Origin of the sequence: Streptomyces sp. MH60 (genome assembly GCF_002939385.1) — a bacterium.
Taxonomy (GTDB): domain Bacteria; phylum Actinomycetota; class Actinomycetes; order Streptomycetales; family Streptomycetaceae; genus Streptomyces.
Genome location: NZ_MULI01000002.1, coordinates 71,082 through 85,442, shown reverse-complemented (window position 1 = coordinate 85,442; position 14,361 = coordinate 71,082). Strand labels below are relative to the sequence as shown.

Genomic DNA, 14,361 nt, shown 5'->3' with positions numbered 1-14,361 from the left:
CTGCCTCGCATCCCGGCGCTTCGCCGGGCTCACGATCCAGGTGTTCCGACCGTCCCCGCGGCACGCGCCGCATCTGCCCGTGGCGCGGCTGGCCGGTTCCGATCGCGCATCCGAAGGCTGATCAGCGCGGTGACGGCGAAGACGGCGGCCTCGTAGATCATGGCGTGCCGAAACGCGGCGCCCGGGCCGGCGGCGGGTGCGAAGTAGACGAGCCCCGCCGCAGCCACCCCGATCGATCCGCCCAGCTGCTGAGCCGTGGGCAACAGCCCGGACACAGAACCGGCCGCGGAGCCGTCCACCCTCGCCAGCACCAGAGCGAACACCGAGGCGGTGAACGAGCCGAACGCGGCGCCGCCGAGAGCCAGGACCGGCAACGCCGCCCAGCGTCCGGCCGCGGTGCCGATGAGCGGCGCGAGAGCCAGGGCCGTCCCCGCCAATACCGACGCCGAGACCGTGAGCACGGCCGACCCGTGTCGGCGGGCCAGCGCCGGTGCGCCACGGCTGCCCAGCACGGCCGCGGCCGCGAAGGGAGCCGACGTCAGCGCGGCCGTGAGGGCGGGATACCCGATGGCCGACTGCAGATGCAGGAACAGCAGATACGTGAAGGACGGCACCCCGGCGTTGAACACGAACACCAGCAGCACCCCCGCACGCGCCCTCCGGTCGCGGAACAGCGACGGATGCACCAGGGGATCCGGCCGGTGCGGGAGAGTCAGGGCGAAGCAGCCGAGAACGGCCACCGACACGGCCAGAGTGGCCCATGCCCACCAGGGCCAGCCGGCTTCCCCTCCCAGCGCGAGCGGCAGCACCAGCGCACCGAAGCCCACGGTGGTCAGCAACACGCCCATCCCGTCCACGCGCTGTCCGGCCGCGCCTCGCGTACGAGGCAGTACGGTCGCGCCCGCGAGCGAGACGAGTGCCACCGGCACCGTGACCAGGAACACCGAGCGCCAGCCGAGACCGAAGAGGTCGGCGCCGACGAGGAGTCCGCCGATCAGCGGCCCGGCCAGCGACGCCACTCCCATCGTGGCACCGAACAGGCCGAGAGCCCGTGGGCGCCGGGCAGCGGGGACGGCGACCTGGATGATCGACAGAACCTGCGGGGCGACCAAGCCGCTGCCCGCGCCCTGGACCAGCCGGGCCGCGATGAGGAACGTGGCATCCGGAGCACACGCGGCAGCCACTGAACCGGCCGTGAAGACGACGGTGCCCAGCACGAACAGCCGGTGATAGCCGTACCGGTCGCCGAGGCGCGCGGCCGTGATGAGCAAGCAGGCGTAGGTCAGGGTGTACCCGGCCAGGATCAGCTGCACGGCGCCTGAGCCGGCACCCAGGTCGGTCCGGATCGCCGGGGCGGCGATCTGCGCGACGGTGACGTTGAGCAACTGCACGAACGTCGCGCTCAGCACGACCGGCAGTACCAGCCGCCCGCCGCCACCGGCCGCGAGCCGTCCCCCGCTCGGGGACAGGGAACCCTTCACGGGCCGATGCCAGCTCACGAGGCGAGGGCCGCGGCGAGTTCGCTCGGCCGGGCGGCGAACGGGCTGTGGCTGCCGGGCAGGGTTTGCACGGTGAATGGGTTACCGGGAAAGGCCCGATCGGCTTCCGCGATCATCAGGTCCTGCGCGGCCGGTGTCAGCGCCCGGTCCTCGGCGCAGCGCAGGAACGTGCGGGGAATTCGTCCCCACCGCGCCGCGGTCAGGGTGACCGGAGCCGTCGGGATCGCCAGGGGCAGATCAGGGCTCAGCGCGGACCGCCACCGGTCAAAGCGGTCCAGAGGGGTGTCGTGGTAGTGGGTTTCCCGCAGTTCGTCGAGGTAGGCGGGATCCGGTGAGAGCGGATTGATCCGTACGGCGCCCAGGGCCTCCGGGTCGCCGAGGTTCAGGTTCTGGCCCAGCGCGGTGGCGTTCTCGGGTGAGCCCAGATAGTCGACGAACCGCGGCCGCCCGCCCGGGACGAACGCGGACAGGTAGACGATCCGGTCCACCAGATCGGGCGCCCGCTCCGCGGCCAGGGACGCGGGACCGCCGCCCGCGCTGTGCGCGACGAGCACGACAGTGCGATGGTGACGCACCTGGCGCAGCACGCTCAGTACCGCCTCGGCGCAGTCGTCCATCGTCAGGGTGGCGAGCTGTGACTTCTCGGTCAGCAGGCCCGGCTGGCCGGGCAGCAGGTATCCGGTGGGCAGGGGTGCCTCGAAGCCGTGCCCGGGCAAGTCGACGGCCACGCTCGCGGCGCCCAGTCCGGCCAGCGCGCGCTGCGTCGCCGCCCACTGTCCGGAACTGTGCCAGGCGCCGTGCACGAAAACGAAGACGGTGCCGGTCAGAGATACGTTCGTCATGGCTCCATTCCAGACGGGAACCACAGCGTCATCCATCCATAGATCTGGTAAGTGGCATGGCGATATCTTTGAGGTATTGCCAGCAGTCGACGGGATCGATGGGACGGAGGGCGGGTCATGGAAGCGCGGCACCTGCGGTACGCGGTTGCTCTCGCCGAGCACGAACACTTCGGCCGGGCGGCCGGCGAGCTGGGCATCGCGCAGCCGCCGCTGTCCAAGCAGATCGCCGACCTGGAGCGCGAGGTCGGGGCCCGGTTGTTCGACCGCACCCGTCAGGGGGTGTTCCCGACCGCCGCCGGTGAGGCGTTCCTCGCGCGGGCGCGCCGGGCACTCGACGAGATCGCGGCGGCCACGGTCGACGCGGGCCGGGCCGCGCGCGGCGAGACGGGACGTCTGCGCCTCGGCTTCATCGCCTCGGCACTGCTCGACCCGCTGCCGGGCGTCCTGAGCCGGTTCGGCCGTGAACGGCCCGACGTGAGAATGGAACTGCACGAGATGGCAACCAGCCGAAGCAGCCCAGCTCTCGTCGCCGGGGAACTGGACGTGGCCCTCACCCTCGGCCCACCACGGGGTGCCGGAGCCGAGCATCTCGTGTCCGTCCCGGTCGGACGCGACCACGTGATCGCTGTGGTGAGTACGGCGCACCCGTACGCGGGTCAACAGTCGCTAAGTGCCGATCAGTTGCGGCGACAGCCGCTGATCGTGTCGGCCGGCGAGGACGAGCCCGCTGTGGTCGCCGGACTGCGCACCCTGCTGGGCACGGACTCCTCGGCTCTCGGCGGCGCGACCGTCGCGAGGGACGTGCACACGATCATCGGCCTCGCCGCCTCGGGCGTGGGCGTCGGCCTGGGGCCGTCCCGTATGAGGGCGGTCCCGCGCCCGGGAGTGCGGTTCTGTGAAGTGACCCCGCGTACGCCCCTGCCCGATCTCGTCCTGTCCTTCGCGGCCCGCGATCAGTCCCCGGTGCTGCGCGCCTTTCTCGACACCGTCCGGAAGAACTGCCCCGACGTCGGTGCCGCGCTCAACGACCGGATCCGGCTCCACACTTGATTCGGGCCGGTCATCCCGTCGCATACGCGCGTTCGGTCTTCCGGCACTGGGACGGCTTCGGCGTGCGGCGCACGGCGTACACGAGCGAGTCGCAGAACATTGCGTCGGCCCGCATGTGGGTGATCTCGTCCTGTTCCCTCAGCGGGTGCAGGTCACGACGCATGCGGGCCTGATCGGCGACGACGTGGGCGTCCTTGGGCGTCCGTCTTGCTCTCTCGAAGGCGATGGGTGAGCGCGGACCGAGGCGAGAGTGCCGGCGTCGGACGTTCCAGCGGTGGAGCCGTCTGAACGCGTCGAGTCGAGTCGGGGCGGGATCAGGTCAGGAGCCCTGGCCGCGGCCGCGGAGCGGGGCGGTGGTGCGGTGCCGGCGGCGCAGAGCACGGCCGGCACCTACCGGTTCACGCCCTGCCGACGAAGTCCCACTGACCGTGCGGGACGCGGAAGATCACGTAACCCGGCTCCGCCCTGACGAACGCGGCGCCCTTCGGAGCCCGTACCTCTCTCTGGTCGTTGCCCGGTACGTGTATCTCGGCCGTTGCCCCCACCGGCACCCGCACTGCCAGCCGCAGGTCGCGGTCGACGGACGACCACGCCACGGACACCTGCCCACGTACCGTGCGGAGGGCGGTGCGCGCCCAGGCCACGCCGGTACGGGCGTCGGGGCGGACGGTGAAGGTGCGGTAGCCGTCGTCGCCGGGGCGCAGGCCGGCCACGTTCTCGTACAGCCACTGCACGATCGTGCCCAGGAAGTAGTGGCCGCGGGAGCGGGAGTCGAGCTGCCAGAACTCCCACATGGTGTCGGCGCCGTTGTCGAACCAGTAGCCCCAGCCCGGATAGGTTTTCTGAGTCGCGATGGCGTGTGCCACCTCGGGGTGGCCGTTCGCGCTCAGCGCGCGCAGCAGCACGCTGGTGCCGAGGCAGCCGGTGTTGAGGTGGTTGCCGCGCTTGTCGATGTCGGCGACCAGCGAGGCGGTGACGCTCGCCCTGGCGCCGGCCGGGACGAGGCCGAACGCCAGGGGGATGCAGTTGCTGGACTGCCGGTATTCGGGGTCCTTGGCTGTGCGGTAGTGGCCGTCGGGGCCGAGGAACTCCTTGTTGAATGCCGTCTTCAGTCTGTCCGCTGCGCCGCGGAAGCGCTCGCGGACCTCGTTCTTGCCGACGAGTTCGGCCATCTCGGCGGTGTCGGTGAGCGCCCGGTAGAGGTAGGCGGTCGCGGTGAGCCGGGTGTCCTCGGGCGGGATCTCGTAGCCGGGCGACACCCAGTCGCCGAGCGCCGTGACGGCCAGGCCGTCCTTCAGGCGTCCGAGCTCCCAGTCCAGGTATCGGGCCAGGGTGGGCAGGTGGTCGCGGACGACGCGTTCGTCGCCGTAGACCCGGTACATCTCCCGTACCAGGAACGGGTAGACCGTGGTCCACTCGGGAGACGGGCCCAGCTCGTTGTAGCCCCAGCCGCCGCTCGGCACGATCACCGGCAGCTGGCCCTCGGCGTTCTGGCTGTCCCGCAGATCGTCCAGCCACTTGCTCCAGAAGCGGTGCATCCCGAAGGCGTAGTTCATGGAGGGCGCGCCGACCTGTGCGTCGCCGGTCCAGCCGTTCTTCTCGAACATCGGGGTGTCGGTCGGGATGCCGTGCAGGTTGTTGACGATCGTGCGGCGCATGGCGGTGTCCAGGCGCTCGTAGAACGGCTCGGAGCAGCGGAAGTCGCTGACCTCGTCGACGCGGGTGTGCACGAGCCGGCCCAGGACGTCCTTGGGTTCGGGGCGCTGGGGAAGGCCGTGGATCTGGACGTATCGGAAGCCTTTGTAGGAGAACTTGGGCTCCCACTCCTCCCGGCGGCCGCCCGCGCAGATGTACTCGTCCGTCTGGAAGCGGCCGGGTACGTGCCCGGTCTCGGCGTGCACGCTGCCGTCGGACTTCAGCTTCTCGCCGTGGACGAGACGGATGGTGGTGCCGGCGGGAGCAGAGACCGCCAGCCGGGTCCAGCCGGCCATCGTGCGGCCCATGTCGACGAGGTACACACCGGGGCGCAGCTCACTGATCTTCGTGGGGCGGACCGTCTCGATGACCTCGATGGGGTCGTGCGGCTGCGCGCGCAGCGTGCCCTTGGGGGCCTCCTGTACGGCGGGGCGATGCCACCCGCCGTCGTCGAAGCCCGCCCGGGTCCAGCTGCGGGGCGCCTTGCGGGCGTCGTACGTCTCGCCCGCGTAGAGGGAGTTGGTGAGGGTCGGCCCGTCGGCGATGCGCCAATCGGAGTCGGAGACCACGGTCGCGCGGGAACCGTCGCGGTAGACGATCTCAAGCTGGGCGAGGAGCCGGGGCTCGTCGTGCCACGGCGGGGTGTGCCAGTTCCACACGTTGGGGGTGGTCATGCCGTAGAAGCCGCGGCCAAGGGTGACGCCGATGGCGTTGGCGCCGCGTCTCAGGTGCTTGGTGACGTCGTGGACGGCGTAGAGGACCGTCTCGTCGTAGTCCGTGAAACCGGGGTCGAGGACTTGGCGGCCGACTCGCTCGCCGTTGATCTCCGCCTCGTAGTAGGCCAGTCCGCAGATGTACAGCCGGGCGCTCCTGATCTCCTTCCGCAGGGCGAACTCCCGCCGCAGCAGCGGCGCGGGCTGCTCCGGCGCGGCCACCGACACTCCGTTGCCCCACGGGCCCTGGCCGTACGGCGCGAGGACGGCGGCCTGGGCCCAGGCGCTGTCGTCGAAGGCCGGATGCCGCCAGCCCTCCTCCTCGGTGTCCGCCGTCCGCCAGCCCTGGCCGGTGGCGAGTTCATGCAGACCGCCGTCCTCCGTCTCGACGACCAGCCGCGCCAGCAGTCCAGCGGGATTGACGGACACGCCACCGCGGTTGGTGGCGAGGACGGCCAGGACGATGCGTTCGCCCGCAGCGCGCACCTGGTTGGTGACGTCCGCGTACCGTCCGGTCCGCCAGCCGTCGACCTGTTCGGGTTCGTGGAGCACCTGGCTGCCGGCCAGGTGGAGCGTGAAGTCGTCGTCGGCCGTGGCCACCACCGTGGCCCGCGCCACCCGGGCCCCGGACGGAAGGGTGAGTGCGGCACGGAACCACCGGGGTCCTTCGGGCGCGTCGGACGAGGTGGCCCCCGGGGACCAGATCCAGGAGGCGCCCGCGAAACCCGGCGGCTGCGGGGCGGGCTCGGCACCGATCCACCGTGCCCGCCACTGCTCTGCCGTGAGTGCCGTCTCCCACCAGCGAATCGGACTCCACCGGGTGGGCCGGTCCTGGCCGTCCCACACGCGGACCTGCCAGTGGTAGCGGGTGCGGGGGCGCAGTGCCGGGCCGCCGTAGGGCACGCCGACGCTCCGGTCGGACGCGACCTTGCCGGAGTCCCAGACGAGTTCGCGGCCGGCCTCGAGGTTACGCGGATCGTCGGCGACCCGGATCTGGTAGGCGCTCTGCCGCGCACCCCGGCCGCCGGCCGACAGCTCCCAGGACAGGCGGGGCTCGGCGACGTCGGTGCCGAGCACGGTCTCGGCGTGCTCGACGGTGGTCCTCGCGATGCGCATCCGTCCCGCCGCCCCTCCTTCGGCGGCGACCGCGGTGGAGTCGTCGGCTGCGGCCGTGGACGCGGTTGCGAGGCCGACGAGGCCCGCCCCCGCGCCGGCGGCGGCCGCCGAGCTCAGGAAGACCCGGCGGTTCCAGTTCTTACCCATGTTTGTTCCTTGGTGTCTAGTGACCGGGGTAGCGGCGAAGCCGCGCTAGCGGTAGTGCTTGAAACGTTCAAATTGGGAGCATCCTAAGGAGGGGTACGGGCGGCCACAAGGGGTGTGACGGAAGGTCCCACAAGGCCGAGGTTGGGTGCCGTGAGGGGCACGCCGAGGGCGCTTCGCACGTGGACCTGGCGTGCAGGGCCGCCGGTAGCAGCTGCCGTTCTCCCGATGGGCGGCACTTGACGGAAGGGTCGCTTCGTCACCTGAAACCTTTCATTACGCCGCCGGTCCTCGACCCCTGCGACCGTCGTCCTGGCCGCACCGGGCCCGAGCACGTCGGCACGCACGGTGCCGCAGCGACCGATGTGTCCATGGAGCGGTACGCCAGCGAGGTGACGCGCCACCGGCTCCACGGGGTCCCGTTGGACCGCCACGCGCCACCGGGGACCCCAAGTCGTCCGGAACAAGACCAGTACGCGCCCGGACACCCTGCCGACCAAGACCGGCGCGCGTAAGAGCTGCGGCTCAACCCATTCTGAAACGATCAGTTGGGCGCGCCGCCGGGCGCGGCGGCGCCAGGCCGCCGGCCGGGGCCTGGTGGTCCTCGGTGTCTCAGAGGACGCCGCGCCGGGCCAGGTTGCGTGTCAGCGCTCGTACGCCGAACGTCCAGGGCGCGGCCTGCTCGCTCGGGACGACGGTGTTGACCAGAGCGCCGAGTCGCGGGCTGGAGATCCGCACGACGTCGCCGTACTCGTGGGTGAAGCCCGCGCCGGGTGCCTTTCGGTCCTCCGTGGGGGCGAACAGCGTTCCGGTGAACAGCACGAACCCGTCCGGGTACTGGTGGTGCGGCCCGTGCGTGGCGGCCACCAGGTCCAGCACGTCGCGGCTGATCGCCCGCAGCGTGCTGTTGCCGTGCAGCACGTACCCGTCCGTGCCGTCGACCCGCAGGCCGACGTCGAGCCCGCGGACGGTGTCGAGGTCGAAGTCCTCGTCGAACAGGCGGATGAACGGGCCGATCGCGCACGAGGCGTTGTTGTCCTTCGCACGGCCCAGCAGCAGGGCGCTGCGTCCCTCGATGTCACGGAGGTTGACGTCGTTGCCGAGCGTCGCGCCGCGTACCCGGCCGCGCGAGTCCACGACGAGGACGACCTCGGGCTCGGGATTGTTCCACACGGAGGCGCCCAGCACCCCGATGTCGGCGCCTACGCCGACCGCGGACAGTACCGGCGCCTTGGTGAACACCTCCGGGTCCGGCCCGATGCCGACCTCCAGGTACTGCGACCACAGTCCCTCGGCGACCAGCAGTTCTCTGACCCTGTCCGCCTCGGGCGATCCCGGACGGATGCCGTCGAGCGCGCCGCCCACCGCCTGCCCCACGCGGGCCCGCACCCGGGCGGCCTGCGCCGGGTCGCCGCCGGCGCGCTCCTCGATGACGCGTTCCAGCAGGCTCCCGGCGAAGGTGACGCCGGCGGCCTTGATCACTTGCAGGTCGACGGGGGCGAGGAGATGGGCGACGTCACGGCGGCCGACGGGCGCTTCGAGCAGTTCGTCCAGGCGCCAGACGTGTCCCGCGTCGGCCTCGCGGACGACTGCCGCCGCGTCGTCGCGTTCCATGAGGTCGGAGACGGTGGGAACGACGGCCGTCAGGTCGACGACCCGCTCGCCTCGCACCGCGGCCACACACGGCCCGTCGTACTCCGGGGCGTGGACGCGTGCGACGAGGGTCGCGCGGTCGGCGTCCTCGGGCAGGACGGAGCCGGTGGTGAGGACCGGACGAGGGTGCGCTGCTCCGGGTTCCACGATCGCTGCTCCTGGGTTCGAGGGGTGCGGTGGTCCGGGCCCGGCCTCAGTGGGAGTCGCGGGGGACCTCGTGTCCGCGGGTTCCGCGCAGGAACCCGAAGTCTGCGCCCTGGTCGGCCTGTTCCACGTGCTGGGTGTACAGCCAGGTGTAGCCGCTGTCGTACCGCTCGGCGGGGGTCCGCCACGTCTGCCGGCGCCGGGCGAGCTCGGCGTCGTCCACGTCCAGGCGCAGGGTGCGGTTCGGGACGTCGAGGACGACGGGGTCCCCGTCGCGCACCAGGGCGAGGGGCCCTCCGACGGCTGCCTCGGGCGCCACGTGCAGGACCACCGTCCCGTACCCGGTGCCGCTCATCCGGCCGTCGCAGACGCGCACCATGTCGGTGACGCCGGCCTTGAGCAGCTTGGCGGGGAGCGGGACGTTGGAGACCTCGGGCATGCCGGGGTAGCCCTTGGGGCCCGCGTTGCGGATGACGATGACGGTGTGCTCGTCGATGTCGAGTTCCGGGTCGTCGGCCACCTCGTGGTAGGCCTCCGGGGAGTCGAAGACGCGCGCGGGACCGCGGTGGGTGAGCAGGTGCGGTGACGCGGCGGACTGCTTGATCACGGCCCCGTCGGGGCACAGGTTGCCGCGGAGCACGGCGATACCGCTTCCGGCCGGCTGGAAGGGGGCGTCGAGGCGGGTGATGACGTCGGAGTCGATGCGTTCGGCGTGCTCGGTGTTCTCGGCGACGGTGCGTCCGGTGACGGTGATCTGCCCGCCGTGCAGCAGACCGCCGCCGAGCAGCTCGGCCAGGACGGCCGGGAGGCCGCCCGCGTAGCAGAAGTCCTCCATGAGGTACTTCCCGCTGGGCATCAGGTTGACCAGCGTCGGCACCGCGCGGGCCAGGTCGTCGAAGTCCGACAGGCTCAACTCGACGCCGACACGTCCGGCGAGGGCGGTGAGGTGGATGACGGCGTTCGTGGAGCCGCCGATGGCCGCGTTGACCCGGACGGCGTTCTCGAACGCCTCCCGGGTCAGGATCCGCGAGGGGCGCAGCTCCTCCTCCACCATCCCCACGATGCGCTGCCCGGCCGCCTGCGCGGTCTCCATCCGGCGGGAGTCGACGGCGGGCCAGGCCGCCGAGCCGGGCAGCTGCATGCCGAGCGCCTCGGCCACGCAGGCCATGGTGGAGGCGGTCCCCATCGTCATGCAGTGCCCGTTGGAGCGGGCCATGCAGCCCTCGGCGAAGAAGCACTCCTCCTCGGTCATCCGGCCGGTCTTCAGGTCTTCCTCGAACTTCCACACGTGGGTGCCGGAACCCACGTCCTGGCCCCGGTACTTGCCGTTGAGCATCGGGCCGCCGGTGACCATGACGGCGGGCAGGTCGACACTGGCGGCGCCCATGAGCATGGCCGGGGTCGTCTTGTCACAGCCGGACAGCAGCACGACGCCGTCGAGCGGGTTGGCCCGGATCAGCTCCTCGACCTCCATGGCCATCAGGTTGCGGTACAGCATGGCGGTGGGGCGCATCAGGGTCTCGCCGGTGGCCATGGTGGGGAACTGCAGGGGCAGGCCGCCCGCCTGCCACACACCGCGCTTGACGGCTTCGGCGACGCGGGTCAGGTGGGCGTTGCACGGGGCGAGTTCGGAGGCGCTGGTCGCGATGCCGATGACGGGACGCCCGTCGAACACCTCATGTCCGAAGCCCTGGTTGCGCATCCAGGAGCGGTACACCATCCCGCTGCGGCCCCGGGCGCCGAACCACGCCTGGCTGCGGCGACTCGTCTGCTGACCGTCCGTCATGTAGGCACTCCCGTGGCTCTGGCGTCGTCCGCTCGGCGATGGGGCGTGGTCGGGTGGGGCCCGCGGGCCGTACCCTGTCACACAATCATTGAATGATTCGATGAATGGCGTCCAGAGGGAAGCGGAGATCGTGGAGAATTTCCCGACCACGCACCAGCGCGTGGTCCACGAACTCGGACGGCGCATCGTGGCGGGAGTGTGGGAGCCGGGGGCTCCGTTGCCGGTCGAGGACGCCCTCGCGGCCGAGATCGGCGTCAGCCGAGGGGTGCTGCGGGAGGCAGTGAAGTCACTGGTCGCCAAGGGCATGCTGCACGTACGGCCCCGTACCGGCACGCGTGTGCTGCCTCCGGAGCACTGGAACCACCTGGACCGTGACGTACTGCGATGGAAACAGGCCGGGGACGCCACCGCTCTGCTGCGCGACACGGGTGAACTGCGCCGGATCGTCGAGCCGGAGGCGGCCCGGCTCGCCGCCGACCGGGCAGGACCCGACGACGTACGGGTCCTCTACGATTCCCTGGCGGCCATGGAGGCCGCGGCGGCGGCTCCCGGCCGCAGCGGGTACGTCGAGGCCGACATCGCCTTCCACCGGGCCCTGCTCGACGCGGGCCGCAACCGTCTCCTCGGCTCACTGGGCCGCGCTGTCGAGATCGCGCTGGAACACAGTTTTCTCATCAGCACGCAGACCCCCGGCGCGGTGGAAGCCTCATTGCCGGGTCACCGCGCCGTCGTGCGGGCCATCGAGGCCCGTGACCCCGTGGCCGCGGCGCATGCCGTGCTGGCCCTGATCGAAGCCGCCGAACAGGAAATCGCCCAGTCACCCGGAATGCCGAGCGCCACCCCGGGCGATGCCGTCTGACCTGTCACCACGGCTACCTGCAGGTGCCACGGGGAGGACCGCCAACCCGCTCGGCCGGCCCGGGTCCGCGAGTGGGTGTTCCGCCGGCACGTCGTCCGAGCAAGCCCGCGGGAGGAACCGGTGCCATACCCGCGACCGCTCAGCCCGGAGCAGAAGCTCGCCGACGCGAAGAAGCTGTCGAGCCTCCCGCGCATCGTCGCGACCTACGGCTCCACCCGCTTCATGACCGAGATGACCGAGACCGAGCTGCGGGAGACCAAAGCCGGAAAGACCGTCGTCAAATCGGGCTGCGACATGAAGCCACCGCACGCATTTCGGTCCGATCCTGCCGGAGCCGAGACGCTGAAGGTTCGACTCGATGAACTGCACCGGGCGACGATCCGGCTCTCTGATGAGGTGCTCGTGATCGGCGACTACATCGGAGACGGCGCCCGGGACGAGATCGCCTACGCCCGGTCGCCGAGCAAGCCCGTGCGATTCACCCACCCCGAAATCGACCCAGGCACCTGACCGCCCGCCGCCACCTCGACAACGTTCAGACGGCCGTCGGCTGCGCCGGCAGCACGTGGTCTCCGACCTTGTTGGTGCTCAGTCAGAGTGAGCAGATGGTGGTGAAGGCCGAGAAGCCGGACGAAGGCGCCGCCCCCGAGGACTTCGCCGCGACCCAGCTCTCCCACATCCGTCCACGCGGCGCATCCCGACGGCGTCGGCTCGGTCCCGCGCTGGGCTGGCGGCCGGCCGGCTGACGGCCACGGCGCCGTGCGGGCGGCGCAGCGGTTCCCGGCGTGTCCCGACCGCGCGTCTCAGTCGGTGGTGAAGGCGGCCACCACCAGGTCGGTCAGGAGAATGCCCGCGCTGCCGTCGGGGTCCAGGTCGGGGTCGTAGATGGTGACGTTGAGCCCCGCACAGCGCGGGGACCGGACGAGCGGGCGCAGCAGGGCGGTGAGTTCGCCCGGCAGCAGGCCGTCGGCGTCCGGGCTGTCGACCGCGGGCATCACCGAGGGGTCGAGGACGTCGGCGTCCAGGTGGACCCAGAAGCCGTCGAGGGCCGCCGCTGCGAGGTTCTCGGCGGTCGCGGTGCCGAGGTCGGCGGGGTCGGAGCCGCGCAGGTCGGAGACGGTGGTGACGGGGACCTTCAGCCCGCGCAGTTCGGCGACGTCCTCGTCGTCCGCGAACGCGTCCCGGGTGCCGAAGATCCTGACGTCCTCGTCCCGGAGGTAGGGCCGCAGTCCTTCGAGGTCGGTCAGGTCCGTCTGCCCGCGTCCGGTCGCGAGGGCGAGTTCCTCGCCGCCGGCGGCGCCGATCCGGTCGGAGGTGCCCGGATGACGGAAGTCGGGTGAGGCGTCGATCGACACCAGGCCGTACCGGCCGAGGCGGCGCAGGGCCAGCGCGGCGCCGAGTTGGATGGAGCAGTCCCCGCCGAGGACCAGGGCGAAGTGACCGGCGGAGACGTGCGCCTCGATGCGGTTGGCGAGGGTGCGCGTGTAGGCGGCGATGGCGCGTGCGTTGAAGACGCCGTCGCCCTCCTGCCAGTCGCCCCGGTCGTAGCGTGGCGGCACGACCACGCCCCCTTCGAGGGCGCCGAGCCTGCGTACGATCCCCTTGTCCCGCAGCGCCCCGGCCAGCTTGTAGCAGCCGGGGACGGTGCCGGGGGCCGGCGGACGCAGGCCCAGGTTGGAGGGTGCGTCCATGACCATGATGCTTCGCATGCCGTCATCCTTGCCGTCGGGCGGATGACGTTCAACCGGTCCATCGCGAAAGGGTGGTTGCTCTTCGGCCGAGGGCTCAACCGGACGGAGTGGCTCCGGGCGCCGCGCCGGTGACCGCCTCGACCAACTGCGGGCCGTTGTTGCGGACGTTGTTGACCGCCGTGGAGACGGGGCGGGCGTCGAGCCGGCCGCCGGCGGGCTGCTGGAGGAGGTCACGCAGCGCGCCGGTGTCCTGGCGAGAGGGGTCGAGCCAGGCATCGTAGTGGTCGTCGGCGACGGTCAGCGGCATGCGGGGATGGACGCGTCCGGCGGCGTCGGTGGCCTCGGTGGTGATGATGGTGCAGGTCGTCAGCCAGGCCGACGGGTCGTCGTCGTGCCCGGCGTCCGGGTCGCGCCAGTACTCGTACAGCCCGGCCAGGGCCAGCACCCGGTCGTCCGCGGCGTGGATGAAGTAGGGCTGCTTCCGGGCCCTTCCCGTCTCCCGGTCCTTGATGCGCTGCCACTCGTAGAAGCCGTCGGCCGGCAGGAGGCAGCGGCGTCGGGCGAACGCGGTGCGGAAGGCCGGTTTCTCGTGGACCGTCTCCACCCGGGCGTTGATCAGCCGGGCGCCGATCTTCGTGTCGCCGGCCCAGGACGGCACCAGGCCCCAGCGCAGCGTCCGCAGGTGCCGCGTCGCCGGAGCGCCGGCGGAGGCGTCGCGCGGGGTGCGTTCGAGGACGGCCCACACCTCATCGGTCGGCGCGACGTTCCAGCTCGGCGCCAGGGGATCGCCGAGGTCCCGGTCGGCGATCTGGAACTGCCGGGCGAGGTCTTCGGGACCGCGGGTGGAAACGTACCGGCCGCACATGAACCAACTGTCGCGCACCCTTGGCGTTCGCCGCGACCGCACGGCCCACCGCGTCGCGTGCCCGGGGCGCCTGTGACCCGTGGCGCACACCGCTTCCGCGCGAGGCGCCCGTGGCCCTCCGACCGGGTGACGCGCGCCGACGCCGCCTGCCGGGCATGGCGGTCGACAGCCCCTGGGAAGGGAGTACCTTCGACGGAGGGGCGGCCGGTCCGGCGACGGCACCGGCTGCGACCGGAGCTGACCGGCGGGCCAGGTGCTGTGGCGCGGGTGTGGTCTCGGCGGGAGGTGCGTTTCGGTCCGGGAC

10 protein-coding genes and 2 pseudogenes are annotated in these 14,361 nt (G+C 71.8%); 4 read left to right on the top strand and 8 right to left on the bottom strand.

The genetic code is table 11. The features are described 5' to 3' along the window. Window positions 1-29 precede the first annotated feature (29 nt). Window positions 30-1,481: an MFS transporter gene (locus BZZ08_RS02315; RefSeq protein ID WP_104630430.1), complete on the bottom strand. Its 1,452-nt coding sequence runs from the start codon at window positions 1,479-1,481 to the stop codon at window positions 30-32. Window positions 1,482-1,495: 14 nt separating this feature from the next. After that, window positions 1,496-2,341, bottom strand: coding sequence for an alpha/beta hydrolase (locus BZZ08_RS02310; RefSeq protein WP_104630429.1), 846 nt, complete (start codon window positions 2,339-2,341; stop codon window positions 1,496-1,498). Window positions 2,342-2,458: 117 nt separating this feature from the next. Here BZZ08_RS02310 and BZZ08_RS02305 point away from each other — a divergent pair, with 117 nt between their 5' ends. After that, window positions 2,459-3,391, top strand: a complete 933-nt coding sequence (locus BZZ08_RS02305) for a LysR family transcriptional regulator (protein WP_104630428.1) — start codon at window positions 2,459-2,461, stop codon at window positions 3,389-3,391. A gap of 118 nt (window positions 3,392-3,509) precedes the next feature. On the opposite strand, the pseudogene BZZ08_RS40015 reads toward BZZ08_RS02305, so the two are convergent. From BZZ08_RS40015 to BZZ08_RS02290, 4 genes and pseudogenes are all read right to left on the bottom strand, one after another. After that, window positions 3,510-3,606, bottom strand: a pseudogene (locus tag BZZ08_RS40015) (IS110 family transposase); the annotation flags it as partial. Window positions 3,607-3,789: 183 nt separating this feature from the next. Then, window positions 3,790-7,062: a family 78 glycoside hydrolase catalytic domain gene (locus tag BZZ08_RS02300; RefSeq protein WP_104630427.1), complete on the bottom strand. Its 3,273-nt coding sequence runs from the start codon at window positions 7,060-7,062 to the stop codon at window positions 3,790-3,792. A gap of 609 nt (window positions 7,063-7,671) precedes the next feature. After that, window positions 7,672-8,859 (bottom strand): fumarylacetoacetate hydrolase family protein, encoded by a 1,188-nt coding sequence (locus BZZ08_RS02295; RefSeq protein WP_104630426.1) that lies wholly within the window; start codon window positions 8,857-8,859, stop codon window positions 7,672-7,674. Between the two features lie 46 nt (window positions 8,860-8,905). After that, complete coding sequence (locus tag BZZ08_RS02290) at window positions 8,906-10,642, bottom strand: IlvD/Edd family dehydratase (protein ID WP_104630425.1); 1,737 nt, start codon at window positions 10,640-10,642, stop codon at window positions 8,906-8,908. 104 nt (window positions 10,643-10,746) lie between these two features. Here BZZ08_RS02290 and BZZ08_RS02285 point away from each other — a divergent pair. From BZZ08_RS02285 to BZZ08_RS38710, 3 genes and pseudogenes are all read left to right on the top strand, one after another. Then, window positions 10,747-11,501 (top strand): annotated as a pseudogene (locus tag BZZ08_RS02285) (FadR/GntR family transcriptional regulator). 120 nt (window positions 11,502-11,621) lie between these two features. Next, window positions 11,622-12,011, top strand: coding sequence for a hypothetical protein (locus tag BZZ08_RS02280; protein WP_104630423.1), 390 nt, complete (start codon window positions 11,622-11,624; stop codon window positions 12,009-12,011). A 95-nt stretch (window positions 12,012-12,106) separates the two neighbouring features. Beyond that, window positions 12,107-12,247, top strand: a complete 141-nt coding sequence (locus BZZ08_RS38710) for a hypothetical protein (RefSeq protein WP_157953304.1) — start codon at window positions 12,107-12,109, stop codon at window positions 12,245-12,247. 57 nt (window positions 12,248-12,304) lie between these two features. On the opposite strand, the gene BZZ08_RS02275 is transcribed toward BZZ08_RS38710, so the two are convergent. Continuing rightward, on the bottom strand, window positions 12,305-13,210 hold the full coding sequence (locus BZZ08_RS02275; RefSeq protein WP_104630422.1) for an arginase family protein: 906 nt from the start codon (window positions 13,208-13,210) through the stop codon (window positions 12,305-12,307). A 76-nt stretch (window positions 13,211-13,286) separates the two neighbouring features. Beyond that, window positions 13,287-14,057: an SOS response-associated peptidase gene (locus tag BZZ08_RS02270; protein ID WP_104630421.1), complete on the bottom strand. Its 771-nt coding sequence runs from the start codon at window positions 14,055-14,057 to the stop codon at window positions 13,287-13,289. Window positions 14,058-14,361: the final 304 nt, after the last annotated feature.